We start from the raw sequence: 23,025 nt of genomic DNA, 5'->3' as shown, positions 1-23,025 counted from the left end.
ACACTCTGAACTCCCGAACAGGAGCTCATCCAATGAAAACAATCAAATCGAAATTCGCCACCGTCGCCTTTGCCCTGGCCAGTACGTTCATGGCCGGCGCCAGCCACGCGCAGGATACAACGCCTTCGGTGGTGATCGTACATGGCGCCTTCGCCGACGGTTCCGACTGGGCCAAAGTGGTGCCACTGCTGCAAGCCAAAGGCGTGGCCGTTACTGTTGTGCAAAATCCGCTCACCTCGCTGGCCGATGACGTTGCCGCCACGCGCCGCGCGCTGAACAACCAGCAGGGCAAGGTGGTGCTGGTCGGTCACTCCTGGGGCGGCACGGTGATCACCGAAGCCGGCAACGACCAGAAAGTCAGCGCGCTGGTGTATGTCGCCGCCTTCGCGCCAGACGCCGGGCAAACCAGCGGCGAGCAGGGTAAAGGCGCGCCGACGCCGCCGGGCATCAGTCAGATCAAGGCCGACGGTAACGGCTTCCTCTATCTGACCGCTGAAGGCATGGCCAAGGATTTCGCTCAGGATCTGCCGGCCGCGCAGACCGCCGTCATGACCGCCACACAGGGGCCGATCAAGGCCTCGGCTTTCGAAGATAAAACCACCGCTTCGGCCTGGAAAACCAAGCCGTCCTGGTACCTGCTCGCTACCGAAGACCGGATGATTCATCCCGACGTCCAGCGGTCTGCCGCCAAGCGCATCAGTGCGACCCTCGCCGAGGTGAAGTCCAGCCATGTCCCGCAGCAGTCGCAGCCCGCGCAAGTCGCGGCGGTGATTCTCAAGGCCGTGCACGGCGTTGCTGAGCAGTGATCGCGGCATCGAAGGTGAGCGGGCGTATGAATCCTCGGAGCGATCACGACTATGACTTCATTGTCTGTGGTGCCGGCACGTCGGGCTGCGTGGTCGCTGCGCGGCTTGCCGATGAGTCAGGCGCACGGGTTCTGCTGATTGAAGCCGGCGAAGGTTACTCAGGCCCCGAGGTGACCGAACCGGCGCAATGGCCGCTGAACCTGGGCTCCGCGCGCGACTGGGCATTCGAGGGGCAATCCGATCCACGCCTCAACGGTCGACGGCTCCCGCTGAGCATGGGCAAGGGGCTCGGTGGAGGTTCGAGCATCAACGTGATGGTCTGGTCGCGCGGCCATCGCGCCGATTGGGAACATTTTGCTGCCGAGTCTGGCGACCCGGCCTGGGGCTACGCATCGGTTCTCGATTACTACCGCAGGATCGAAAACTGGCAAGGCAGCCCGGACGCCACTCGGCGTGGTTCAGGTGGGCCGGTACATGTCGAACAGCCGGCCACGCCTCAACCCCTTGCGTTGGCAACGCTGGAGGCGGCCAGCGATCTGGGCATCCCTCGATTCGACAGTCCCAATGGCGAGATGATGGAAGGCGCAGGTGGGATCGCTGTCACCGACCTGCGCATCAAACAGGGCAAGCGCGAATCGGTTTACGACGCCTACATCCAGCCAAGGTTGCATTGTCCCGACCTGACGGTGCTGACCGGAGCCTTAGTGACTCGCGTGTTGCTGGTCGGCACCCGGGCCGTCGGTGTCGAAGTGTTGATTGCCGGCGAGCGGCGCTGCTTTCATGCCGCAGCTGAAGTCATCCTGTCCATGGGCGCGGTGCAATCACCGAAAGTGCTCATGCAGTCGGGCATCGGTCCGGCGGATGAACTGCGAAAACACGGCATCGCACCGGTCGTTCATTTACCCGGTGTCGGCGAGAATTTGCAGGATCATCTGGCATTCGGCTGCACGTGGGAATACCGACAACCCCAGGCGGTCGCTGGCAGCGGGTGCGAAACCACCTTGTACTGGAAAAGCGACAGCCGCCTGGAAGCTCCGGACCTGTTGCAGTGCCAATTGGCATTCGCGGTACCGTCTCCGCCTGAGGTTGCCATCGAGCCGCCGGAGCATGGCTGGACCATGTTCGCCGGGCTGGCCAGACCTGCCAGTCGCGGACGCTTGCGGTTGTCGGGTGCTGGGCCGCTGGATGCACCGATCATTGAGCCGAACTCCCTGAGCGAGCCCGAGGACATGGCCGCAGCCCATGCGTCGATCGAACTGTGCCGCGCACTCGGCAACAGCCAGGCCTTCAATGGGCTGATCAAGCGCGAAGTGGTGCCCGGGCCGAGAGAACGCCGCGCTATGGAACAGTTCATCCGCAACTCGGCGATGACCTACTGGCACCTGTCGTGTACGGCAAAAATGGGCCGCGATGCGCTGTCGGTGGTTGACCACCAATTGCGCGTGTACGGGATCGACGGGCTGCGCGTTGCAGATGCCTCGATCATGCCGCGCATTACCGTTGGCAACACGATGGCGCCGTGTGTCGTTATTGGTGAGCGGGCGGCGGATATGCTTCTGGCTGCGTATGGGGTGACGATGGCGAACACAATGCCTTGAAGGTAATGACCGTGCGGGCGGGGCGGCAAATCCCGGCCTGCGGTCCAGGTGGGGCGATGAGTCGAGTCAGTCGATTCAATTCATCGGCACGGCGAACACGGCACTGGCGCGCGCAACCGTTCGCTCACCGACGTGCAGACTGACGCCAGCAAACGCCAATTGGCGGCCCTTTCTGGAGTGCTCAAGACGCACTTCGAGCCACTCGTTGATTTGCACCGCGCCGAGATAATCCAGGGTCATGCTCGCGGTGATCAACGGCTGCGGCGGATCGCTGGAAAAGGCCATGGCGTAACCCATGCCCACGTCCGCTAGTGTCGCCAATACACCGCCATGCAAAGTGCCACGGCCATTGGCGTGGCGGGAGTCGGTCAGTAAACCCAATTCCAAGTGCAGCCCCTGACCCCTGGCGTAGATCGGGCCGAGCAGATCCAGCAAAGGACTGCTGCGGGTGAACGGAGTAAAACCTTCGGGAATGGCCGTGGTGTTCATGATCCCATCCTGATGCAGGCGACTGACCTGTGCGATTGAGCGGGGAGTCGCAGGAGGGGGCAAGCACTATGTGGATGGGGAATTTGCTGCGATAAGTGCTGTACACGGAACTGACAAGCAAGGAGCTACGGGATGGATATTCAAATTCACATTGCGAAAGATGCGGATGCATCGGCTATCAGTGAGACGATCATCAAGACGCTCTGTGAGAGCAATGCTCTCGACTATTCATCCGAAATCATTGATCGAGTAATTGAAAGCTTTTCGCCTTCGAAGATCCTTTGCTTGTTGGCTGAGCGTCAGGTTCTAGTCGCTACGCTCGACAGTCGAATCGTCGCAACGGCAAGTCTTGATCGAGACGTTGTTCGAAGCGTATTTGTCGACTCGAGCTTTCAAGGAAGGGGTATTGGCAGACAGTTGATGGAACGCATTCAATCACTCGCCATCGATGCAGGTTTCAATCTGCTACGCGTTCCTTCCTCGGTTACCGCGGAAGGCTTCTATGCATCGCTCGGCTTCAAGAAGATCAGAGATGAATTTCATCAGACAGAGCGCACGATCATCATGGCGAAGACGTTGAAACGATAGCGTTCACCTAACGTTTCAGCCTGCCGAATGTGGCATCCATCGCTGCTCGGTCATGGTCGAGCAGCCAGGCATAGTGTCGTTGATAAAGCTGCGAAAGCAGTTCGGTATTGGTCCCAACCACGTCCATGCCTCGGTCGTCATAGGGAAAGACCATGACTCGCTTGGGCAGATTGAACAGGTAGACAGCACAGTTCGCACGCGGTTGGATAGCACCGAAGTCCTTGGCCAATGCGCACCAGAGTAATGCTTGAATGCTCGTGACAGACGCTTCGAAGGCGACGTTGACCCAATATTCCGGCTCTTGCTCACTGAACCATTCCTCGTTGTCTATTTCTTCGCTCCAGATGCACAGCGCTGATGGAGTATCGATTCCAGCAGATTGAAGGGCGCGAAGAGTGCTGCGGTGGGCGAATCGATTGCGACCGGAATGAATGCGCAGGCATGCGACAAACGATGCGTCCCCTTGGAAAATGTCGCCGCAGATGGTTATGGCTTTGCGCATAGCGGTCAGGAATTGCTCGATCATTCCGCCCGTTTCGGAGAGTTCGAAACGCAATCCTCCCGGCCAGGAATAGAAAAGCGGACGGGCGAATGCCTGGGGTCCAAATGCGTTATCGATCTCAGCTCTCAGATTCACTTTCTTCCCTTCAATGTGGATTTCTGTTTGTTCAAGACGCGGGTGAAGTCAGTGCGACGACACAAACGGCGAAGCAGTCGTCGGTGCCGGCAGCGCATAGGCCTGTTTCATCCACGCCACTTCCGCTAGCGGTGTGCGGCCGAAGAGGCGTTTGAAGTCGCGGCTGAATTGCGAGGCGCTTTCGTAGCCGACCAGAAATGCAGTTTTTGCCGCAGTCAGGTCGTTGCGCAGCATCAGCAATCGCGCCTGGTGCAGCCGCGTCGACTTCAGATACTGCATCGGCGAGGAATCGGTAACCTTGCGAAAGTGCAGATGAAAATTGGGCACACTCATCTGCGCTTCTTCGGCCAGGGTTTCTACGCCGAGATGTTGGTTATAGCAACTGTGGATCTTGTGGATGGCGCGGGTCACTTTTCCGAACTGGCCTTGTTGGGCGATGGCGGCGCGCAGGGTGCCACCTTGTTCGCCGGTGAGAATACGGTAGTAGAGCTCGCGCAGCATCGCCGGGCCGAGGATTTGCGCGTCGGCATCGTTGCTCATCACTTCAAGAAAACGCAGGGTCGACCGGTGTAGCGGTTCGTCGAGAGGCGAGGCGTACATGCCCATCGGTTGCGCTGTGGGAAATTCCCACCGCTCATCCACTTGCTGAATCAGCTCGCCGGCCAGGGCGAAATCCAGACGCACGTACACCGCGAGCATTGGCTCGGTTTCGCTGGCATCGGTTTCCATGGTGAAGGGTACCGGCACCGACACCACCAGATAATGCTGAGCGTCGTAGACGTAGACTTCATCGCCGAGATAACCGCGTTTACGCCCCTGACAAAGGATCACGATGCCCGGTTCGTACAACACCGGCGTGCGGGTCAGCGGTCGGTTGGAACGCAGGAAACGCACATCGTCCAGCGGGCTCAGGTTGTAACCTTCCAGCGGGGCGAGCCGGCTCATTAGCTGGACCATGCGCGCTGTGATGGGGTCTTTCGGTTTCGGCATTGAGGTTCTCCGCGTTGCTCAGCCATCCGTCGAACGGCTAAGCGCTGCCCATTGCTCAATACTCTCCGCCGTCTGCTGCAAGTTGTCACGCACCAACGCCAGCGCATCACTGCCCAACAGCAGGTGAGCCGGCGGGTTAGGACTGTCGATGATCGTCAGCATGGCCCGTGCAGCTTTCAGCGGATCGCCCAGCTGCTGGCCGCTTTTCTCCTCCCGGGCCTTGCGCACCGGATCGAAGCTTGCGTCGTAGTCACTGATGCTACGCGGCGTGCGCTGCATCGAGCGGCCTGCCCAGTCGGTGCGAAACGATCCCGGCGCCACAGCGGTGACAAAAATGCCGAAGGGTGCAAGCTCCTTGCTCAACGTATCGGAGATGCCTTCCAGGGCAAACTTGCTGCCGCAGTAATAGGCGATCCCGGGCATGGTGATGTAGCCACCCATGGAGGTGATATTGAGAATATGCCCCGCGCGGCGCTGGCGAAAATACGGGACGAACGCCTTGGCCACCGCCACTGCGCCAAACACGTTGACGTCGAACTGGCGACGCATTTCCTGCAGCGATGACTCTTCGAAAATCCCCTCATGGCCATAACCTGCGTTGTTGACGAGCACGTCCACCGGGCCGTGGCGATCCTCCACTGCCGCAACCACCCCATCGATGGCATCGAAATCGGTAACGTCCAGCAGCACCCCATGAGCGCGCTCGGGCGACAGCGCTTCGAAGGCTGCCAGAGCGGATTCATTGCGCACTGTGCCGATGATCTTATGGCCCTGGGCAAGTGCTTCCTTGGCCAGCGCTTGGCCAAAGCCGCTGCTGACACCGGTGATAAAAAGGGTCTTCATGGATCTGTACTCCAGCAGGCGATTGGAGAGGCCATGCTAGGGCGGATAACGCTGGTGGACGATGCCGAATCGGATCGGAGTATTGCCTGTTCCTATCAATAGAGTTTTCGATCAGGTCTTGCCTCAAAAAACGGAAAAGTCCTGCAGGTCTCAAACCCGCAGGACTTTTCCTGTCTCGGCAACACGCGCTTAAGCTGCGCGACGACCCGGTGTACGGTCCGATCCATCAGCGGCGAGCGCCTCACCCAATGGGGTGCGGTCTGAGCCGTCGGCAGCGATGGCCTGGCCTTGTGGGGTCTTGTCATAGCCGTCTTCAACCAGGCCTTGTTCCTCGAGGCGGTTGCGGCCGTTTTCAGCCAGAGCCTGGCCCTGCGGCGTACGCTGCGAACCATCGGCAGCAACAGTCTGCTGTGGTTTGTTGACCTGGGTGAAGAAACGATCTTCCTGATTGCTCGGTACGGCGAATGCGCTGGCGCTAAGGGCGAAGGTGGCGACGGCGATCAGTTGGCTTACAGTTTTCATGGCGGTGACTCCGGTCAAATTTCGATTGAGGTCCGGGTCGTTCAGATCAGTCTCTGGTTAACCCGTTGCAGTGGTGTGTTCTGCATGGGTTCAGATTAGGGGGCAGGGCGGTGTCGGCGTTAGGCGGATACTGTTGGCGATTTGCCTGATTCTGCTCGATGGAAAATAGCCATTGACTTAGAGCGCGCTCAAACCTTTACGGTGATGACATGAATCCAGAACTGACAATTTCACAGTTGGCCAAGCGCCTTGATCTGAGCGCTCACACGATCCGCTATTACGAGCGCATCGGGCTGTTCGCCCCGGTTGGGCGCGGTGGCAATGGCCACCGGGTATACGCCGAGAAGGATGTGCTGTGGGCCGAGTTTCTGCTCCGGCTGAAGGCGACCGGAATGCCGATCCAGCAAATGCTGCGGTATGCCGAATTGCGTCGATCAGGCGACTCGACCCTGGCAGAACGCCGCGAGCTTCTCGAGCAGCATCGCCGGGACGTGCAAGCGCAGATCAGCCAGTTGAGCCAGTCCCTGGAGGTTCTGGATAACAAGATTCAGATCTACCACCAACTCGAGCAAAAGGAGCATCACCATGATCCGTAAACTTCCCGGTCTCAATCGTTTGCTGTCCGCCACATTGATTGGCGCAAGCGTGACCAGTGTCGCAGCGCCGGTGGAGATGACTGATCGTCGAGAGCGCGGAGAAGCCGCTCTGACGCAGATTACTGGCGGACCTGGTCAGGCAGTGGTTGATTCATTGAAGGATACTGCTCCAGAGCTTGCGGACTGGATTCTGAGTTTTGCCTACGGCGATGTCTTCGCCCGCCCCGGGCTCGATCACTGCACTCGTGAGCTGGCAACCGTTGCGGCACTGACTGCACTGGGCAATGCCCAGCCACAACTGAAAGTGCATATCGGCGGCGCCCTGAACGTCGGGTGCACACCGGAGGCGGTGGTCGATGTGATCTTGCAAATGACCGTATACGCAGGATTTCCCAGCGCCTTGAACGGTATAACGGCTGCGCGTGAAGTCTTTGCTGCTCGCGGGATCAGCGTCAAATCGTAAGTGGGGCCGACCACTGACCTTGCAGCAGGACGGTGCAAGGCCAGATTTGATCGACCTGCCTTAACGCAAATCCTCGGCCTGCATCGTCAGAATAATCTTCCCGACATTCTGCGAAGACTCCATCCTCAGATGGGCATCGGCTGCGCGGGACAACGGAAAGGTGCTGTCCACCACCGGTTCCAGACTCGCAGCGCCGGCGAAGCGTTTCAGCCAGTGGTCGCGAAAGCGCTGGATCATCGCGTGCTTCTCCGGCTGGGTGCGCGACTTCATCACCGTGCCGATGATTTGCAGGTGCCGGTAGAGGATTTGCTCCAGCTCCAAGTCGACCTTGCCGCCGCCGCCAAGAATGCCGACCTGCACCAGGCGGCCGCCGTGGGCCAGCGAGGCGATGTTGCGGGCGAAGTAGGGCGCGCCGATGAAGTCGATGATCACGTCGACGCCGCGCCCGTTGGTTTTGTCGGCGATGACTGCGGCGAAATCCTCGGTCTTGTAGTCGATGGCCACGTCGGCGCCCAGGTGTTCGACGCGCGAAAGCTTGCTGCCTTCGGAGGTCGCGTACACCGTGGCGCCTGTGGCGTAGGCCAGTTGCACGGCAGCGGAACCGACGCCGCCGGCGGCGGCATGGATCAGCACCGAGTCACCTGACTTGAGTCGGGCCAGGTGGAGCATCGCTTCGTGGGCGGTGACAAACACTTCGGGAATCGCCGCGGCGTGCACATAGTCGAGCTGCGCCGGAATCGGCATGGCCATGCGGTAGTCGATGCGCGCCAGTTCGGCGTAGGCGCCGCCGCCGACCACGCCCATCACCCGGTCGCCGACGGCGAATCCGCTGACCTCGCTGCCGGTCTCGAGCACTTCCCCGGCAATCTCCAGACCGATGATCAACGAGTCGCCGAAGTTCGCATGGCCGTAGCCGCCGGTTCGGTGAGTCAGGTCGGCACGGTTCACGCCGGCCGCGTAGACGCGCACCAGCAGGTCGGTCGGGCGTACTTCAGGGTTGGGCGCTTCGCCGAGTTGCAGCACTTCTGCCGAACCGAATGCTTTCAGGTTGATGGCTTTCATCTCAGCGTTGCTCCGTGTCGGCAAGGGTGGCATTGGCGATGGCCGAGGCGGTGATGGCGCCCGGGAAACCGACGTAAAAGGCCAGGTGAGTGATCGCCGCCGACAACTCTTCAGGGCTCACGCCATTGCTGACGGCACGGCGCAGGTGCGCGGGTAACTCTTCGCAGTGGCCGCCGGCAATCAGCGCAGCGACAGTGATCAGACTGCGCTCGCGGGGTGACAAGGCGGGGTCACTCCAGATTTGCGGGTACAGCGTTGAGTCCACGAATTGCGCCAGTTTCGGGGTGAAGGCGCGGGCGGCTTCGCGTGGGCTGCTGAAATCGATAATCGACATGGAAATCCCCTTAAACCTGGCTGATAAATTTGTTGGTGAGGTAGTGCTCGATGCCTTCGATGCCACCTTCAGAACCGTGGCCGCTTTCCTTCATGCCGCCGAAGGGCAGTTCGGTGGCGACGATGCGGTACTGGTTGATGCCGATCATTCCGGCTTCCAGGCCATCGGCGACGTCGATTGCGGTGCGCGCATTGGAAGTGAACGCGTAGGCCGAGAGGCCGTAGGGCAGGCGGTTGGCTTCTTGCAGGCCGTCGCTCAACTCATCGAAAGGCATCAGTATCGCGATGGGGCCAAAGGGTTCTTCGTGCATGATTCGCGCACTCATCGGCACATCGGCCAATACGGTGGGCTGAAAGAAGAAGCCTGCGCCCGGCAACGCTTCGCCACCGGCCAGCACCCGCGCGCCTTTCTCGACGGCGTCGGCGATCAGTTGCTCCATCTTCGCCAGTTGCCGTGGGTTGGCCAGAGGGCCGACCTGGGTTTGCGGATCCATGCCATCGCCGATTTTCAACGCCTGGGTGGCCGCGACGAAGTGCTCGACAAACTCGGCGTAGGCCTCACGCTGGATCAGGAAGCGAGTCGAGGAAATGCACACCTGGCCGGTGCCGCGAAAGCGATTGGCGACGCCTTCCACAGCAGATTTTTCGATGTCGGCGTCGGCAAACACCAGCACCGGGCCGTGGCCGCCCAGTTCCAGGGTGATCGGCTTGACGCCTTCGGCAGCGCGGGCCGAGAGCAGCCGACCGATCGGCACCGAACCGGTGAAGGTCACTTTGCGAATGATCGGTGAGGCAATCAAATGGCTGGACACTTGATCCGGCACACCGAACACCACTTGCAGCACGCCTTTGGGCAAGCCGGCATCGTCCAGCGCCCGGGCCAGGGCCAGCGCGGTGGAAGGGCTTTCCTCGCCGGGCTTGAGCACCACACTGCAACCGGCAGCCAGCGCTGCCGAGAGCTTGCGCGCCGGGGTGATGGCCGGGAAATTCCACGGTGTGAACGCCGCCACAGGGCCGATTGCCTGGCGTTTGACCAGTTGCAGTACACCCGGACGATTGGCCGGGACGACACGGCCGTCGATGCGTCGTGCGCTTTCGGCGAACCACTCGAAATATTCCGCCGCACGGGTCACTTCATCGAGGCTTTCGCGCAGTGGCTTGCCTTCTTCCAGCGTCATTTGCGCAGCGATGTGCGGGGCGCGTTCGAGGATCAGGTCGGCGGCGCGCTTGAGGATTTTTGCGCGCTGGTCCGGCACGGTCTGGCGCCATTGGTCGAAGCTCAGTCGAGCGACTTCGAGGGCGTGATCCAGATCGTCTGCGGTGGCGAGTGGCACCTGACCGATTTCCTCGCCGGTTGCCGGGTTGACCACGGCAGCGGTAGCGCGGTCTTGGGCGGTGAGCCATTGACCACCGATGAAGAGATAGAGCGGATCGTAAAGAGTGTTCATGGATGTCGCCTTCATGGTTAAGGATTCATTCGGCGCCTTGTACGCAGTGGTTCAGGCGTCCCGTGGAATCCAGTCTATGGAAGGCGTGCCGTTTGATTTAGCCGGCCACGAGGGAATCATTGTTGTCCCAGAAGGTAATATCGAGCGCAGGGGCGAGCGTGTAGCATCCGTCCTTATCCGCTGTGAGTGGCAGGTCTACAGGACGATCAGGATGGACAAACTTTCAAACATGTCGGTGTACATCAAGGTAGTCGAGATGGGCAGTTTCACTGCCGTGGCCAACCATCTCGACTCCACCGTTGGCAACGTATCGCGTGCGGTCTCGGCGTTGGAAAACGTGCTCGACACCCGCCTGTTGCAACGCTCGACCCGGCGTCTCTCGGTGACCGATGCGGGCCGGCGGTTTTATGAGCGCTGTGTGAAGATTCTCGCTGACCTGGAAAGCGCCGAAGCCGAGGCGAGCAATGCCGCCTTGCAACCACGAGGGACGTTACGCGTGCACTGCGTGCCCGGACTGGCGCGGCAACTGGTGACCGGCGCGGTGCTGGAATATCGCCAGGCGTTTCCCGAAGTGACCGTCGATTTGATGCTCTCCCAACGCATGCCCAATCTGCTTGAGGATCAGTTGGACGTGTCCATTCTGATCGCGCGAACGCTGCCGGATTCGGCGTATGTCAGCCAGAAGATCGGCGTCAGTCACTGTGTACTGGTGGCCTCCCCGGAATACCTGGCGCGGCATGGCGCACCCGAAACGCCGGAGCAGCTTTGCGATCATCAATGCCTGCTGCTCGGTACCGTGGATTACGTGCGCGATGAATGGCAGCTCAAAAGCAAGGCGGGCGATGCGACGTTCATTCCGAGCGGGCCGAGTTTCAGCGTGAACGATATGGACGCAATGGCCGTTGCCATTCGCGAAGGGGCGGGAATTGGTCTGTTGGCAGGCTTCACGGCGATCGACGATTTGCGTGCCGGCAGGCTGGTGCGGGTGCTGCCCGATTACCACACCTACGAGCGCAATGTTTACGCGGTCTACACGTCTCGCCAGTTTGTCGATGCGAAGATCACGCGATTCATCGATACCTTGAAAACCCGGGTCGGCGCGCAGTTGGCGAGCACTGCTCAGGCGCTTATCGATTGAAGCGGTAAAGCATTTGCGTCTCAGCGAGCCAACTCTGAGACGCAATAGGTGTGCGAGGTATTGGCCGGATCAGCCGTTGCTGCAACCGCTGCCCATGACCTCGTATTGCAGGATGTGCTGTTTGCCTTGGGAGTCCTGATAAGTCATGTGCACCGGCACTACGGCGCAGACGTCCGGCACGGGGTCTTCCGAGATGATTTTGGCGACGTCGAGGTGACTGGCGTAGGTGTATTGCTCGACGGGAGGCGTGGTAGTCGAGTCCTGAGCCATGACCACCGAGCTGAAGCCGAAGAGTGCGAGGACGAGCATTGAGACTTTCATGGAGGATGTTCCTTTGCTGAAGTTGAGTGTGTTGCTGGAACGAACTCTATGCGGCGGCTGGCGGGGGAAACAGGCGCGGATCGGGTAAAGACTGTTTACGGTTTGAGCCACAATCGGCATGGGGTGAACGGGCGCGCGGGGTTCAGCGCAAACAAAAAAGGCGCCGGTGAGGGCGCCTTTTTGCTTATCTCGGTTTTTTACGGCTCGCCATGCAATCGGCAGCTACGAAAGCGCCGGGCTGATTTCGGCGGACTTCACTGAGTAGCTCGCCACTCGTGCCGAAATCCACTGCCTGCTGTAAGCCAGCACATGGTCAGCAGTGGCCGTGGGGAAGTGGATGAATCCATGCGGACACTCTGGCAGCACATACATCTCCACCGGCGCCGCGTGTTGCCAGCGCTCAGCGATCAGCCGCGTGTCATCCAGCAGCGGATCGAGGTCGCCGGCAAACAGCAGCGCTGGCGGCATTCCGCTGAAATCGCCGTACAGCGGCGACAGCGGTGGCTGGCGTCGTTGTTCGTCGCTGATGTCCGGCGTGAGCAGGCGCAACGCTTCGACCATGCCGGGGCCATCGAGCACCAGAGTATCGGCGGGTGCGGTGCGCACGCTGGGTGTGCCGGTCAGGTCGTAGACGCCGTAATACAGCAGCGCGCCGCAGATCCGTTGCAGCAGTTGCGGCGAAGATTTGAGGGCGAGCAGGGTGGCCGCCGCCAGATGACCGCCGGCCGATTCACCGACGACGACTACGGGCAATCCGGCAAATTCAGCATCGTTCAAGATGCCGCGAGCCCGCAGACAGTCGTCCAGCAAGCCCTCGATTGGCGTCGAAACGGCCAGCCGATAATCAACCGACACCACCGCCACGTCGCAGGTGTTGACGATGGCGATGTTGAAGTTGTCGTTCATCTGCGCATTGCCGATCACCCAGCCGCCACCATGGAAATCCAGCACCACGCCTTTGGCTTTGCCCTTGGGGCGGATGATGCGCACGCGCACCGTGTCGATGATCTTCCGTTCGGCGCTCAGCCCATGCTGGCGCAGCTTGCCAGCGCCGCCGAGCTGACTCGCCCGCAGCAACGCCTGAATCAACCTCGGGGTAAGGCGATTGCGGATCTTGAAACGCGGCAGCCAGGCGAGCTTTTTGTTGAACCCACGAACCTGTGCCAGCTCGCGCTCGCCTTGCGGCCATGGGAAGTCGCTCACAGGCGATTCTTCATCAGGATCGAGCAGTTCAATGCCGCCGCGACGCACAGCCACGCCAGATACGGGAACAGAATCAGCCCGGTGACCACGTCCAGTTGCAGGGCGAGCACGACCATCACCGCGACGACCACCCACAGCACCGCCAGAATCACCAGCGCCGCCAGCACCTGATGCGCGCCGAAGAACACCGGCGTCCACAGCGTGTTCAGGGCGATTTGCGCGGCCCACAGGGCCAGCACCGTTTGGCTGCCGGGGATCAGGCTCAAGCGATAACCGGCCCAGGCCAGCAGCAGGTAGATGATCGTCCACGCTACGGGAAAGGCCCAGTTGGGCGGGGTGAAGGAGGGTTTGGTCAGCGATTCGTACCACGGGCCGGGTTTGAACATCACGCCAGTGGTTGCCGCCGCCGCGCAGGCCAGAAGGAAGATGAAAAAGGTCATTGCCAGTCCTTAGCTGTGATCAGCTGTTATGGAGAGTTAAGAAGAGGACGCTTCGCTGCGCAAAAAGTTTGTTTGCAAACGCAAAATGGCAGTCAGGTTGAACTAAAAGCTGACCGTCGCGTCAGGATAAGCACTGCCTTTTCCCACCGACGCGGACGACATCATGTACACCTATCACATCGAATACCGTTTCAACGGCGAGCCTCGTACTTATCTGCTCGAGCTCAAGGAAGCGCAACTGGCCGAGCACGACGCGGCGATGCATCTGCTGGAACTGCATCTGGGCGATGCCGAAAACAGCCTGGTCATGCCCACGGCGGATTCGACGCCAGAGCAGATTCTCGAGCAGGCCGAGCGGGTAGGGATTACACATATCCGGGTGGTCAGCCGGACCAATTGACCTTCGAATGCGGCGCAGGCGTTAGCAGAATGTGCTCTGGATTCAGGCCATGCGCCGCAATACCAGCACCATCCCCGCGCCCACGAGGCCCATGCAGGCGATCAGCACGGGAAAGGACATCCACCACGGAACGCCGGATGTCATCATGCTGAACTCCGACATGCCACCGATGCCGGCGATCAGGTTCAAGGGAAGGAATACGACATTGATCAGCGTCAGCTTGCGCAGCGCCCGGTTCATGCTGTTGTTGGCAAGATTGCCGTGGGATTCGATGAGGTTGGCGAACACCTTGGCGTGAATTCTGGCCTGCTGGAAGCTTTGTTCGTTTTCCACGATCAGATCGTTCAGCGCAGCCAGTTGACCGTCGCTGAAGCCCTGACGCTGACCGTGGTTGCGCAGCAGCGTCAGCACCGCTCCGTTACTTTGAATCGCATTGACGTAGTACACGAGGCTTTCGCTCAGGTTGTACATCTGCGCCAATTGCTGATTGTCCATCGCCCGGGTGAACTGCTGTTGGATCTCCCGAGCGATCTGTTTGACCACGCGCAAATGCCCGAGATAGTGATGAACGCTTTCAGCGAGTAACGCCATCAGCACGTCCAGCGGCCCGGTCATTTGCGCATCGTGCTCAAGGCCGGAGAGCAATGAGTTGCTCGCGCAAATGACCACCAGGCGTTTTTCGCTCAGCACCACTCCGAAGGACGAAACGTTGAATGCGCGCCCGTCGAAGCTTTCCGGGCGCTTCCAGATCATAAACAGGTGATCAGGCTTGGCCTCGATGCGGGCCACTTCATCTGGGTCCAGGGACGACTCTATCGCTTGTGCGCCGATGCCCAGGCGTCTGTGCAAATCCAGTTGCTCGGCTGCGTCCGGGGCGACACACAGCCAGACAGTCGCCTGTTCTCCAGATGTCCTGTGCAGGGCGCCGCAATCAATGCAATAGCCTTCAATCATTGCTCACCACGCTTGGCCACGGTGTTTGAGCTCAAGCCTTTGGGTAAAAGCCTGCAATACGCGCCGGTACAATTCGTCGCCCAGCACCGCGTCTTCGATGCCGGCGTCGAGGTTGGGGTTGTCGTTCACTTCGATGACCAGGACCCGATCGCCCGCCTGCTTGAGGTCGACGCCGTAGAGGCCGTCGCCGATCAGCCGCGCCGTCTGTACGGCGAGCTGCACGACTTCGGGCGGGGCTTGCTCGACCGGCACCGCCTCGCACATCCCGTTGATCTCGCCGGGCAGCGCCTTGTGGTTGTAAATCTGCCAATGCCCTTTGGACATGAAGTATCTGCAGGCATACAGCGCTTCGCCATTGAGCACGCCGACGCGCCAATCGTATTCGGTGTAGCAATACTCTTGCGCCAGCAGCAACACCGAGTGTTCGAATAACTCCTGCGCGGCAGTGGCCAGCGCTTGTGCATCGGCGACCTTGATCACACCCCGTGAAAAACAGCCATCGGGGATTTTCAATACCAAGGGAAAACCGAGGCGACGCCCTGCGTTTTCGAGCTCCTGCGGACGATCCTTGTAGAGTATTTCCGTTGCCGGCATGCCCAGCCCGCGACGCTTCAGCAGGTCGGCCAGATAGACCTTGTTGGTGCAGCGCAGGATCGACGACGGATCGTCAATCACCACAAGGCCTTCGCTTTCGGCCTTCTTGGCAAACCGATAGGTGTGACCGTCCACTCGCGTGGTTTCGCGGATGAACAGCGCGTCGAATTCGGCGAGACGTGCGTAGTCCTTTTTCTCGATCAGCTCGACATCGATACCCAGCTGCTCGCCCGCAGCGATGAAACGCTGCAATGCCTCGGGGTTAGAGGGCGGCAGGGCTTCGTCAGGATCATGCAGGATGGCCAGGTCGTAGCGGGCCACACGTTTGGAGGCCGGCTGACGCCACGTTCTGCGATTGAACGCGTCCAGTGCATCAGCGAAAACATGCTGCTGTTCGTCGCGAAGTTTGTGCAGTGCACCGGCTTTGATGCCTGCGATCTGCCAGCTCTCACCGCGGCGGAATTCCACCAGCAGGATAGGGCAGGGGAACGCCTCGAACAGCTGACGGCCGATCTCTTGCAGCGGCTCGATCGAGGCCTTGCCGAAGTACAACGACAGCGTGAAAGCCTCGGTTTCGCCGTACGGGTGGTTCGCCAGCGCCCGCTCCAGGGTGCGCTCCAGATCATTCAGCCCGACCCCGTAAAGCGCTTTGCGCGCCAGCTCGCTGACGGTGCGTACCGAGGGGAAAACCTTGTGTCCGCGCGCTTCGGCCAGCAATGAGCAGTAATAGCCCTGACCGAGGTATTTGTAATTGCGGCAGAGGTTGATGACTTGGGTGCGATGAGGAAAATCGTCGCTGTGTTCAAGGTAATCCTGAGCGAGCATCAGGCTCTCGCTGGGCAGGTAATCGGCCCAGTCATCCTTGCGTTCGACCAGTATGAGCAATCGACTTCCCGAGGGCTTGATACTGGGAGGTTCCTCGCTGAGGGAGATTGTCGAATGCTCGGTTTTGTCTAATACTTCGTTCACGTTGGCTTGCACCGCTGACATGAGTAATGAATCCCTGTTGAAGAAGACGCCGCTTCAATAAATCACGGGCCTTTCGGTCTGTCCCGGTTCGTTACTCAAACTTTACGGTGCGGTCATGTCTTTTGATTTTCGCTTTGCATCCACTGACGATATCGACGATCTGGTCGAATTGGAGCGGATGTGTTTTACCCTCGACCGGTTGAATCAGCGCAACTTCAGCTGGATGCTCAGTCGAGCGAATGCCGCGCTGATTGTCGTCACCTCAGGCGCAACACTTTGCGGTTACGCGCTGGTGCTTTTTCACCGTGGCACCTCACTTGCACGCCTGTATTCGATTGCGGTCAGCCCTGCGTGGCGCGGACATGAGCTTGGCCAGCGTCTGTTGGAAGAGGCACAGGCCTGCGCATTGGCGCGCAACTGCGCATGGCTGCGTCTGGAGGTGCGCGCTGACAACAGCGCTGCCATTCGCCTCTACGAAGCCAACGGCTATCAGCGCTTTGCCAGCGTCGAGGACTACTACGAGGATCACTGCGAGGCGTTGCGCTATGAGAAACGCATCCTGCGCGAAACACCAGCGCCCGCGCGCCAAGTGCCGTATTACCAGCAGACCACCGAGTTCACCTGCGGCGCCGCGTGCTTGCTGATGGCCATGTCTGCCATCGATTCGAGCCGCGCCATGACCCGAGCGGAGGAAATCCAGCTGTGGCGCGAGGCAACCACCATTTTCATGACGGCGGGGCACGGTGGCTGCAGTCCTCAGGGCCTGGCATTGGCGGCCTGGCGGCGCGGTTTCGATGTGCGCCTTGAGGTCAGTCACGCGGGCTCGCTTTTTCTTCACGGCGTACGCAGCACGGAGAAGAAGTCGATCATGAAACTGGTCGAGGATGGGTTTGCCCAGGAACTGGCTGCCACGCAAGTCGAGCAGGTTCTGGGTGATTATCTGCAGATCGGCGCTGCGTTGGCGGCCGGATACAAACCGCTGGTGCTGATCAGCAGCTACCGATTCACCCGCTTGAAAGCGCCGCATTGGGTCATCATCACCGGGTGTGACGAGGACTTCGTCTACTTGCATGATCCTGATGTCGACCACAGCAAACTCAAGCGCGGCCTGGACTGCCAGCACTTGCCGGTCAGTCACCAGGAATTTCTGCGCATGACGGTGTTTGGCGTACAGCGGGTTCGCGCAGCCGTGATGCTGCGCTCCCGTTGAAGAGCGGTGGCTAGGCGCCGAGCACTTCCTCGCCGATACAGTAGCGATCCCTGCCTTTCTGCTTTGCGGCATACAGCATTTTGTCAGCCGACTCGATAAGAGTGGCGGGGGTCACTTCATGTTCGGCCGGTTTGCCAACCGCAATACCTGCACTGGCAGTGACGTGACCCAGCGGATGGGCTCTGTGCTCCATCCGCAAGGATCGAATGGCCTCAAGAATTTCCTCAGCCACAAGCGCCGCCCCACGAATATCGGTATTGGGCAGCAACACGGAAAACTCCTCGCCGCCATAGCGCACAGCCAGATCACCCGGTCGCTTTACCGCCTGCGCAATCGCCTGGCCGACTGCGCTCAGGCAATCATCACCTGCCGCGTGCCCGTAGCTGTCGTTGTAGAGCTTGAAGTGATCGACATCGATCATGATCAGTGAGATCGACGAACCCTGGCGTCTGGCCAGGCGAATTTCGTCAATCAAGGCAGTGTCCAGTCGCCGACGGTTGGCCAGCCCGGTCAGGCTGTCGGTCAACGCCATGTCCTTCATGGCCTGGTGTGCCTTGCGCAAATCCTTTTCCATCACCATCCGTTGGCGCAGTTGCCTCAAGACGATCAGTCCGAAGACCGTGAACGCGGTGATCACCGACATCAACACAAAGCCGGTTTTGATCAGGTCCCAGCGCCACGGCGCAATGATCGATTCGCGGGAAAGTCCGGTTTCGACTACCAACGGATAGGTGCTCAAAGCTCTGTAACCGTACAGACGCTGGGTGCCGTCGACGACCGCTCGGACCTCGGCGATCCCTTGATTGGAAAACGGCAGGTAGTTCTTGAACACCTCACTGTCGGCGAGGCTCTGACCGATTACCGAAGCGATGAAAGGACGACGCACGAGAATGGTGCCGTTGCGCAGCGCCAGCACCAGGGCACCCTTGTCGTCGATCTTGAAATCGCCGTAATAGTCGACGAAATAACTGACCTTGATCGTCCCCAGCAGCACGCCGGCGAAGGAGCCGTCCGGGTTATTCAAGCGGCGGGAAATCGGAATGATCAGGTCGTCCGTGGATTTGCTTTTGACGACATCACCGATACGCACGTTTCGATCGGTGTTGGCGCGGTGATACTGGAAGTAGTCGCGATCGGCATTGTTCGCCGGGTCCGGGATCATTTCCTTGTCGGTGACGATCCATTTGCCGTCCGGGCCGTAGATAAACAGTCCATGCAACTGCGGCATCAATTTGGCCTGCTGCACCAGCAAGTTGTGGATGCGCGGTACGTCGATGTTCTGCAGACCGTCGCCTTCGACGCGCTCGCCCAGGGCGGCGGTCAACACATCGACCTGGCGGATGGCGTCTTCGGCGTGTTGCGCGGTTGCCCGCGCGAGGTTGGTGACCGAATCACGCGCCGACGAGAAGGCTGCATGATAGTCACGCCAGGTTCGCCATCCCTCCACGCCGAGAAACGCCAGAATGACCGTCAGCATGAAGATGACTGTCAGGCGGAAAGCGGCGATCTCGCTGGCAGCTTTGATGGGAGCGGTTTGTGCGGCGTCATGCCCCCGGGTTTTGGGCATCTTACGACCGAGCATTTGAGGGTCCTTATGCTTGTCATCTCTCATCTCTTGAAAGATGACCATCCTTTTCAACCTGGAATTCAATTTACTGCCTTGGCCAGGCGGTCGCGATTGGATCGTTCAAAGCCGTGCCGGGTCAACATCTGTAATTGAAGCGCGCCTTGAGGTGAGACTTGTGAGCGAAATCATCACCGCCGGTGACTTGAACATCGACCTGCGCAATGCCAACGAAACCGGCCTGTTCAAATGGTTGCTGGCGAGTTTTCTGATGGGCAAAAGAATTCAGGGGGCCATTGCCGCCAAGGCGTATCAAGTCATAGTAGAGCAGCATCACCAAGACACCCCGCAAAATCTCGCGCAGTGTACGCACCGTCAATTGGTGTCGATGCTGGGGCAGGCGCGTTACGTTCGTTACGACGAAAGCACGGCGTCGCGACTGCTCGCGTTGGCCAACAAGCTCAATACCGAGTACGCCGGTAAGGTCAGTAACATCGTGGCCGCGAGCGCGGACCGTAAGGCGCTGGAGAAGCGCCTGTCCGAGTTCGAAGGGATAGGGCCGAAGACCGTCGAGATCTTCATGAGGGAAGCGGCGGCGGTACTTTTCTGAACGCCCGGTTCTGCATTGAAGACGGTGGCAACACTCGGCTCACAGAGCAGCAAGTCTTCCCGCCAGTTCGCGGTCAATGGATGGCTGCCACCTCCGATCGCTGGACTGTGGCTTGATCGGCAAAATTATTCGGGAGAAGGGTGCCCAAGCCGAATACATTCACCGCCATGCTGACTTTCAATCCTCGACAGGCCTGTTTGCAGTCGAGCTCAAAACCGGCGTATGCGTGCTCCATCAAACGTTGAAAATGTTCAGAGGTCAGTGCCAGGACTTTGCTGTTTTTCATGTGGTTTTCCTTGAGCAATTGGCGACCCCGGTCCGGGGCCGCCGGACGGGTTCAGACATCTTTGCCTTGCACGTAACCCGAGCCCAGATCAGCACCGGTCACCGGCTCGCTGAGTGGGTCAGACGCCGTGCGGATCTTCATGGCTTCCAGGACCTCTGCGTCGTCAGCAGGGAGGCTGACCGTCGCCAGACCGTCACCGCCATCAACTGCCGGCTCTGGGTTTTCCACGTACTCCCACGCGCCGCCCTCGTTCCACGGACCACGAACGTTGGGCTCGCCAGACATGTTGAAGTACTTGTTGGTGAACTCCGGCATGCCCGGCAGTTTGCCCTGCGGGAAGTTGGGCTGGATCGAATGCAGGGCTTTTTCGAAGGACTGTTGATGGGCGATTTCCCGCGTCATCAAGAAGCCAAGCGCCTCTTTGACGCCCGGATCATCGGTGATGTTGATCAAGCGTTCGTAGAGGATTTTTGCCCGTGCTTCGGCGGCAATGTTGGAGCGGAAGTCGGCGGTAGGCTCAGTGATCGAGTCAACGTAAGCCGCCGTCCACGGCACCCCGGCCGAATTGACCAGCGGCGCGCCTGCGCCGTAAAGAAGGCTGGTGATGTGCGAGTCATTGCCGGCGCCATTCAGCGCGCGGTACAGCTCGCCTTCCTCTTGAACGCCCTCGGCGAGTTGACCCTTGGCACCTCTGTTGAGCATGACGATGATCGAGCCGACCACCTCCAGATGGCTCAATTCTTCGGTGGCAATGTCCAGCAGAAGGTCTTTGCGCCCCGGATCTTCCTCGGCCAAGGCTTGGGTGAAATAGCGCGCTGCTGCGGCCAGTTCGCCATTGGCGCCCCCGAATTGTTCCAACAGCAGATTGGCCAGACCAGGGTTGGGCTCGGCCACTCGAACGGTGTACTGAAGTCGCTTGTTATGTATGAACATTCAAATTTTCCTCAGACCAGGCTATCGCGCTTTTGCCCTGGTGGGCGTTAGCGCATGCATAGTTTGTGAGGAGTGGGTGGAGCGGAAATTTCGTTTATTGCAGGCCGGCTGGACGGACGGCAGAGGGCGGAAAGTTCCGGAAACAGGACGGTTGGCTTGACCCGGATCTACGACCAGTGTGGGAGCGAGCCTGCTCGCGAATGCGGTACGTCAGTCACCGATTAGGCGGCTGATCCAGCGCTTTCGCGAGCAGGCTCGCTCCCACAAGGATTTGTTTGCAATCAAGCGATTTTAAGCGCCCTCAGCACAGGCAGCGTCTGCTCGGCGAATACCTGCGCCTGTGCGGTCAGCGCGGCGATATTGGCTTCGGCAGTGAGCAGCGGCTGGCCGTTCTCTACCAGCACTTCACCTTGTTCGCTGATCACACTCCACGCCAGTTGCGCCCACTCGGCTGGCTGCTGTTTGCCTTGCTTGATCGAGATCAGGAACAGCTGCTGGAAGCGGCTGACCGTCACGCCACCACCGGTGACCGGGCTGGCCAGGGTCTGGATGTTGGCGCCGTACAGCGAGCGTTTGCACAGTTGCAGATTGAGCGCGGCGCAGCGACCGCTGACCTGCGACTCGGCGGCCTCGCTCTGGCACGGAGCGACCGCGCCCATACCGATCAGCACGGCCAGGGCTTGTTCGAGGTCGTCGTAAGCCAGCGCAGCCTCGGACAGCAATTGGCGCATCGATTTGGCCGCATAGTTCTGTGCCGCCAGTGCATCGAGTACCGGGCCGTAAATCTCCGGTTGCAGCGTCGCTTCGCCGGCGGGACCACTGACCGAGCCCGCCACGGTTTCCCAGGGTTGCAGCAGCACGAAACGGCTGTGCAGCATCCTCGCGCGGCGTTCGGCAGCGGACAGGCGCGTCGCGCCACGCACGTACAGGTCGCGGCGGAAGTGCTGGTTGACGAAGTAGTCCCGCGCTTGCTCGCGCATGATCGGATGTTCGATGGTTTCCAGAAAGTCCATGCCTTCAGCGCTCAGGTTGAGCGGGGCGACCGAGTCCAGCGGCACTGCCGTGGTGGCGTAGTCGAGTTTGGCCGGGGCCAGCGCGTCGACCATGTCGGCGAAGTACATGCAATTCCAGTCACGGTTGAAATACTCGTGGGCGACGTAGTGACGATCCTGACCCTTGATGCTCTGCAGCCGCGCGCCGAGACTCGGCGCCGCAGCGGCGTATTTCGGGTTGGCCGCGAGCAGTGCTTCGGAAAACTCCAGTGCGGCGTCAATACGCTCATCGGAGCGCGCCGAGGCATTGGCGAAACGGTCATGCAGGCTGAACAGATTGCGCAGCGGCGCCGACGGCGACCAGCCGGGGAAGCAGTTGTAGCTGACGTAGAGCATGCCGCCTGGTTTCAGGTGACGGCGGGCGAATTCGACGATCAGTTTCTGATTGTCGCGGCTGACCCAGGTCCAGATGCCATGCAGGCTGATGCTGTCGAACTGCGGCAGATCATTGCGCGCCAGCAGCTGTTCGAAGCTGTCGTCATACAGGCGGGCGCCATTGTTGGCGGCAGTCGCGAGTTCGATGGCATGGGCCGCCATACCCGGGTGAAAGTCCGTACCGACAAACGAACCCGGGTTGGCGGTCGCGTGGATGTTGATCGACACGCCCTGACCGAAGCCCAGTTCGCAGTGCACGCCGTCGTTGCTTTCCAGCGTGGCGAACCCGCGCAACAACAGGCAGTAACGCAGGAACACCGGATTGATCTCCCGGCTATAGCTGTAGGTGTAGCCTTCGTCGGTGAAATAACCTTCGTTCCAGGCGTTGCTCATGGGTACAGCCTCTTGTTCTTGAAAGTGATGGCAGTCTTATAAGGGGTTGTGATTGCGCGCGACAAATTGAAAAAACGGATACTTCCCCAAACCCTGTGGGAGCGAGCCTGCTCGCGAAAGCTTTTTTTCAGTTTGAATATAATCGGCTGACACGCCGCTTTCATGAGCAGGCTCGCTCCCACAGGGATCTTCAACACATTCAAGCAGG

26 protein-coding genes are annotated in these 23,025 nt (G+C 59.9%); 9 read left to right on the top strand and 17 right to left on the bottom strand.

Translation table 11 applies throughout. The annotated features are described in order from the left end of the window. Window positions 1-32 precede the first annotated feature (32 nt). Complete coding sequence (locus tag BXA01_RS04065; protein WP_076563308.1) at window positions 33-806, top strand: alpha/beta fold hydrolase; 774 nt, start codon at window positions 33-35, stop codon at window positions 804-806. Between the two features lie 26 nt (window positions 807-832). Further along, entirely contained in the window at window positions 833-2,404 is a 1,572-nt protein-coding gene (locus BXA01_RS04060; protein WP_076563307.1) for a GMC family oxidoreductase, read from the top strand. Window positions 2,405-2,479: 75 nt separating this feature from the next. Here the strand turns inward: BXA01_RS04060 and BXA01_RS04055 are convergent, their stop codons facing one another. Further along, window positions 2,480-2,893, bottom strand: a complete 414-nt coding sequence (locus BXA01_RS04055; protein ID WP_056784917.1) for a PaaI family thioesterase — start codon at window positions 2,891-2,893, stop codon at window positions 2,480-2,482. Window positions 2,894-3,025: 132 nt separating this feature from the next. Here BXA01_RS04055 and BXA01_RS04050 point away from each other — a divergent pair, with 132 nt between their 5' ends. Then, on the top strand, window positions 3,026-3,481 hold the full coding sequence (locus BXA01_RS04050) for a GNAT family N-acetyltransferase (protein ID WP_076563306.1): 456 nt from the start codon (window positions 3,026-3,028) through the stop codon (window positions 3,479-3,481). Window positions 3,482-3,488: 7 nt separating this feature from the next. On the opposite strand, the gene BXA01_RS04045 is transcribed toward BXA01_RS04050, so the two are convergent. From BXA01_RS04045 to BXA01_RS04030, 4 genes are all read right to left on the bottom strand, one after another. Continuing rightward, window positions 3,489-4,118, bottom strand: a complete 630-nt coding sequence (locus BXA01_RS04045) for a DUF3885 domain-containing protein (RefSeq protein WP_076563305.1) — start codon at window positions 4,116-4,118, stop codon at window positions 3,489-3,491. Between the two features lie 48 nt (window positions 4,119-4,166). Continuing rightward, window positions 4,167-5,108: an AraC family transcriptional regulator gene (locus BXA01_RS04040; RefSeq protein ID WP_076563304.1), complete on the bottom strand. Its 942-nt coding sequence runs from the start codon at window positions 5,106-5,108 to the stop codon at window positions 4,167-4,169. 18 nt (window positions 5,109-5,126) lie between these two features. Beyond that, window positions 5,127-5,951 (bottom strand): oxidoreductase, encoded by an 825-nt coding sequence (locus BXA01_RS04035; RefSeq protein WP_076563303.1) that lies wholly within the window; start codon window positions 5,949-5,951, stop codon window positions 5,127-5,129. Window positions 5,952-6,140: 189 nt separating this feature from the next. Next, window positions 6,141-6,473 (bottom strand): hypothetical protein, encoded by a 333-nt coding sequence (locus tag BXA01_RS04030; protein ID WP_076563302.1) that lies wholly within the window; start codon window positions 6,471-6,473, stop codon window positions 6,141-6,143. 209 nt (window positions 6,474-6,682) lie between these two features. On the opposite strand from BXA01_RS04030, the gene BXA01_RS04025 reads away from it, so the two are divergent. Both BXA01_RS04025 and BXA01_RS04020 read left to right on the top strand, forming a co-directional pair. Beyond that, window positions 6,683-7,069, top strand: a complete 387-nt coding sequence (locus BXA01_RS04025) for a MerR family transcriptional regulator (RefSeq protein ID WP_076563301.1) — start codon at window positions 6,683-6,685, stop codon at window positions 7,067-7,069. 70 nt (window positions 7,070-7,139) lie between these two features. Further along, complete coding sequence (locus BXA01_RS04020; protein WP_371857522.1) at window positions 7,140-7,532, top strand: carboxymuconolactone decarboxylase family protein; 393 nt, start codon at window positions 7,140-7,142, stop codon at window positions 7,530-7,532. 60 nt (window positions 7,533-7,592) lie between these two features. On the opposite strand, the gene BXA01_RS04015 is transcribed toward BXA01_RS04020, so the two are convergent. From BXA01_RS04015 to BXA01_RS04005, 3 genes are read right to left on the bottom strand one after another with little or no spacing between them, the layout of a single operon-like run. Next, window positions 7,593-8,594 carry an NAD(P)H-quinone oxidoreductase gene (locus BXA01_RS04015; RefSeq protein WP_076563300.1) on the bottom strand — a complete coding sequence of 334 codons (1,002 nt, stop codon included), beginning with the start codon at window positions 8,592-8,594 and terminating at the stop codon, window positions 7,593-7,595. A 1-nt stretch (window position 8,595) separates the two neighbouring features. Continuing rightward, the gene (locus tag BXA01_RS04010; RefSeq protein WP_076563299.1) at window positions 8,596-8,928 is read right to left on the bottom strand and encodes a carboxymuconolactone decarboxylase family protein; all 333 of its coding nucleotides are present in this window, start codon (window positions 8,926-8,928) and stop codon (window positions 8,596-8,598) included. A gap of 10 nt (window positions 8,929-8,938) precedes the next feature. Continuing rightward, on the bottom strand, window positions 8,939-10,375 hold the full coding sequence (locus BXA01_RS04005; RefSeq protein WP_076563298.1) for an NAD-dependent succinate-semialdehyde dehydrogenase: 1,437 nt from the start codon (window positions 10,373-10,375) through the stop codon (window positions 8,939-8,941). A gap of 211 nt (window positions 10,376-10,586) precedes the next feature. Here BXA01_RS04005 and BXA01_RS04000 point away from each other — a divergent pair, with 211 nt between their 5' ends. Continuing rightward, window positions 10,587-11,513, top strand: a complete 927-nt coding sequence (locus BXA01_RS04000) for a LysR family transcriptional regulator (protein WP_076563297.1) — start codon at window positions 10,587-10,589, stop codon at window positions 11,511-11,513. A 69-nt stretch (window positions 11,514-11,582) separates the two neighbouring features. On the opposite strand, the gene BXA01_RS03995 is transcribed toward BXA01_RS04000, so the two are convergent. The 3 genes from BXA01_RS03995 to tspO form a co-directional block, all read right to left on the bottom strand. Continuing rightward, window positions 11,583-11,834 (bottom strand): DUF2790 domain-containing protein, encoded by a 252-nt coding sequence (locus tag BXA01_RS03995; RefSeq protein WP_039758903.1) that lies wholly within the window; start codon window positions 11,832-11,834, stop codon window positions 11,583-11,585. Between the two features lie 222 nt (window positions 11,835-12,056). Further along, the gene (locus tag BXA01_RS03990; RefSeq protein WP_076563296.1) at window positions 12,057-13,037 is read right to left on the bottom strand and encodes an alpha/beta hydrolase fold domain-containing protein; all 981 of its coding nucleotides are present in this window, start codon (window positions 13,035-13,037) and stop codon (window positions 12,057-12,059) included. After that, window positions 13,034-13,477, bottom strand: coding sequence for a tryptophan-rich sensory protein TspO (gene tspO, locus BXA01_RS03985; RefSeq protein ID WP_041480509.1), 444 nt, complete (start codon window positions 13,475-13,477; stop codon window positions 13,034-13,036). Before tspO ends, BXA01_RS03990 begins: the two co-directional genes overlap by 4 nt. A gap of 163 nt (window positions 13,478-13,640) precedes the next feature. On the opposite strand from tspO, the gene BXA01_RS03980 reads away from it, so the two are divergent. Next, window positions 13,641-13,877 carry a hypothetical protein gene (locus tag BXA01_RS03980; RefSeq protein WP_016774354.1) on the top strand — a complete coding sequence of 79 codons (237 nt, stop codon included), beginning with the start codon at window positions 13,641-13,643 and terminating at the stop codon, window positions 13,875-13,877. 42 nt (window positions 13,878-13,919) lie between these two features. Here the strand turns inward: BXA01_RS03980 and BXA01_RS03975 are convergent, their stop codons facing one another. Then, entirely contained in the window at window positions 13,920-14,831 is a 912-nt protein-coding gene (locus BXA01_RS03975; protein ID WP_076563295.1) for a magnesium transporter CorA family protein, read from the bottom strand. A 3-nt stretch (window positions 14,832-14,834) separates the two neighbouring features. Further along, window positions 14,835-16,415 (bottom strand): RimK family protein, encoded by a 1,581-nt coding sequence (locus BXA01_RS03970; RefSeq protein WP_076563294.1) that lies wholly within the window; start codon window positions 16,413-16,415, stop codon window positions 14,835-14,837. A 94-nt stretch (window positions 16,416-16,509) separates the two neighbouring features. Here BXA01_RS03970 and BXA01_RS03965 point away from each other — a divergent pair, with 94 nt between their 5' ends. Further along, window positions 16,510-17,604: a GNAT family N-acetyltransferase/peptidase C39 family protein gene (locus BXA01_RS03965; RefSeq protein WP_076563293.1), complete on the top strand. Its 1,095-nt coding sequence runs from the start codon at window positions 16,510-16,512 to the stop codon at window positions 17,602-17,604. 10 nt (window positions 17,605-17,614) lie between these two features. Here BXA01_RS03965 and BXA01_RS03960 read toward each other — a convergent pair whose 3' ends face one another. Continuing rightward, entirely contained in the window at window positions 17,615-19,186 is a 1,572-nt protein-coding gene (locus BXA01_RS03960) for a sensor domain-containing diguanylate cyclase (protein ID WP_083957534.1), read from the bottom strand. A gap of 160 nt (window positions 19,187-19,346) precedes the next feature. Here BXA01_RS03960 and BXA01_RS03955 point away from each other — a divergent pair, with 160 nt between their 5' ends. Continuing rightward, window positions 19,347-19,778 (top strand): DNA methylase, encoded by a 432-nt coding sequence (locus tag BXA01_RS03955; RefSeq protein ID WP_076563292.1) that lies wholly within the window; start codon window positions 19,347-19,349, stop codon window positions 19,776-19,778. A 73-nt stretch (window positions 19,779-19,851) separates the two neighbouring features. On the opposite strand, the gene BXA01_RS03950 is transcribed toward BXA01_RS03955, so the two are convergent. The 3 genes from BXA01_RS03950 to BXA01_RS03940 all read right to left on the bottom strand — a co-directional run bounded on the left by BXA01_RS03950 (window position 19,852) and on the right by BXA01_RS03940 (window position 22,817). Further along, window positions 19,852-20,064, bottom strand: coding sequence for a hypothetical protein (locus BXA01_RS03950; protein WP_076563291.1), 213 nt, complete (start codon window positions 20,062-20,064; stop codon window positions 19,852-19,854). 51 nt (window positions 20,065-20,115) lie between these two features. After that, window positions 20,116-20,997 (bottom strand): manganese catalase family protein, encoded by an 882-nt coding sequence (locus BXA01_RS03945; protein WP_076563290.1) that lies wholly within the window; start codon window positions 20,995-20,997, stop codon window positions 20,116-20,118. Between the two features lie 281 nt (window positions 20,998-21,278). Continuing rightward, window positions 21,279-22,817, bottom strand: coding sequence for a class I SAM-dependent methyltransferase (locus BXA01_RS03940; RefSeq protein ID WP_076563289.1), 1,539 nt, complete (start codon window positions 22,815-22,817; stop codon window positions 21,279-21,281). Between the last annotated feature and the right edge of the window lie 208 nt (window positions 22,818-23,025).

The sequence above is a fragment of the Pseudomonas sp. B10 genome, assembly GCF_900156235.1.
Classification (GTDB): domain Bacteria; phylum Pseudomonadota; class Gammaproteobacteria; order Pseudomonadales; family Pseudomonadaceae; genus Aquipseudomonas; species Aquipseudomonas siliginis.
The sequence above is the reverse complement of the archived record's forward strand: the minus strand, read 5'-3'. Positions and strand labels throughout refer to the sequence as shown.

Excerpts from the sequence above, each read along its gene's own strand:
- BXA01_RS03970 (WP_076563294.1), bottom strand. The coding sequence starts at position 16,415 with ATGTCAGCGGTGCAAGCCAACGTGAACGAAGTATTAGACAAAACCGAG.
- BXA01_RS03950 (WP_076563291.1), bottom strand. The coding sequence starts at position 20,064 with ATGAAAAACAGCAAAGTCCTGGCACTGACCTCTGAACATTTTCAACGT.
- BXA01_RS04015 (WP_076563300.1), bottom strand. The coding sequence starts at position 8,594 with ATGAAAGCCATCAACCTGAAAGCATTCGGTTCGGCAGAAGTGCTGCAA.
- BXA01_RS03960 (WP_083957534.1), bottom strand. The coding sequence starts at position 19,186 with ATGCTCGGTCGTAAGATGCCCAAAACCCGGGGGCATGACGCCGCACAA.
- BXA01_RS04025 (WP_076563301.1), top strand. The coding sequence starts at position 6,683 with ATGAATCCAGAACTGACAATTTCACAGTTGGCCAAGCGCCTTGATCTG.
- BXA01_RS04060 (WP_076563307.1), top strand. The coding sequence starts at position 833 with ATGAATCCTCGGAGCGATCACGACTATGACTTCATTGTCTGTGGTGCC.
- BXA01_RS04010 (WP_076563299.1), bottom strand. The coding sequence starts at position 8,928 with ATGTCGATTATCGATTTCAGCAGCCCACGCGAAGCCGCCCGCGCCTTC.
- tspO (WP_041480509.1), bottom strand. The coding sequence starts at position 13,477 with ATGACCTTTTTCATCTTCCTTCTGGCCTGCGCGGCGGCGGCAACCACT.
- BXA01_RS04050 (WP_076563306.1), top strand. The coding sequence starts at position 3,026 with ATGGATATTCAAATTCACATTGCGAAAGATGCGGATGCATCGGCTATC.
- BXA01_RS04065 (WP_076563308.1), top strand. The coding sequence starts at position 33 with ATGAAAACAATCAAATCGAAATTCGCCACCGTCGCCTTTGCCCTGGCC.
- BXA01_RS03995 (WP_039758903.1), bottom strand. The coding sequence starts at position 11,834 with ATGAAAGTCTCAATGCTCGTCCTCGCACTCTTCGGCTTCAGCTCGGTG.
- BXA01_RS03940 (WP_076563289.1), bottom strand. The coding sequence starts at position 22,817 with ATGAGCAACGCCTGGAACGAAGGTTATTTCACCGACGAAGGCTACACC.
- BXA01_RS03975 (WP_076563295.1), bottom strand. The coding sequence starts at position 14,831 with ATGATTGAAGGCTATTGCATTGATTGCGGCGCCCTGCACAGGACATCT.
- BXA01_RS03965 (WP_076563293.1), top strand. The coding sequence starts at position 16,510 with ATGTCTTTTGATTTTCGCTTTGCATCCACTGACGATATCGACGATCTG.
- BXA01_RS04055 (WP_056784917.1), bottom strand. The coding sequence starts at position 2,893 with ATGAACACCACGGCCATTCCCGAAGGTTTTACTCCGTTCACCCGCAGC.
- BXA01_RS04040 (WP_076563304.1), bottom strand. The coding sequence starts at position 5,108 with ATGCCGAAACCGAAAGACCCCATCACAGCGCGCATGGTCCAGCTAATG.
- BXA01_RS03945 (WP_076563290.1), bottom strand. The coding sequence starts at position 20,997 with ATGTTCATACATAACAAGCGACTTCAGTACACCGTTCGAGTGGCCGAG.
- BXA01_RS04035 (WP_076563303.1), bottom strand. The coding sequence starts at position 5,951 with ATGAAGACCCTTTTTATCACCGGTGTCAGCAGCGGCTTTGGCCAAGCG.
- BXA01_RS03980 (WP_016774354.1), top strand. The coding sequence starts at position 13,641 with ATGTACACCTATCACATCGAATACCGTTTCAACGGCGAGCCTCGTACT.
- BXA01_RS04005 (WP_076563298.1), bottom strand. The coding sequence starts at position 10,375 with ATGAACACTCTTTACGATCCGCTCTATCTCTTCATCGGTGGTCAATGG.
- BXA01_RS04000 (WP_076563297.1), top strand. The coding sequence starts at position 10,587 with ATGGACAAACTTTCAAACATGTCGGTGTACATCAAGGTAGTCGAGATG.
- BXA01_RS04030 (WP_076563302.1), bottom strand. The coding sequence starts at position 6,473 with ATGAAAACTGTAAGCCAACTGATCGCCGTCGCCACCTTCGCCCTTAGC.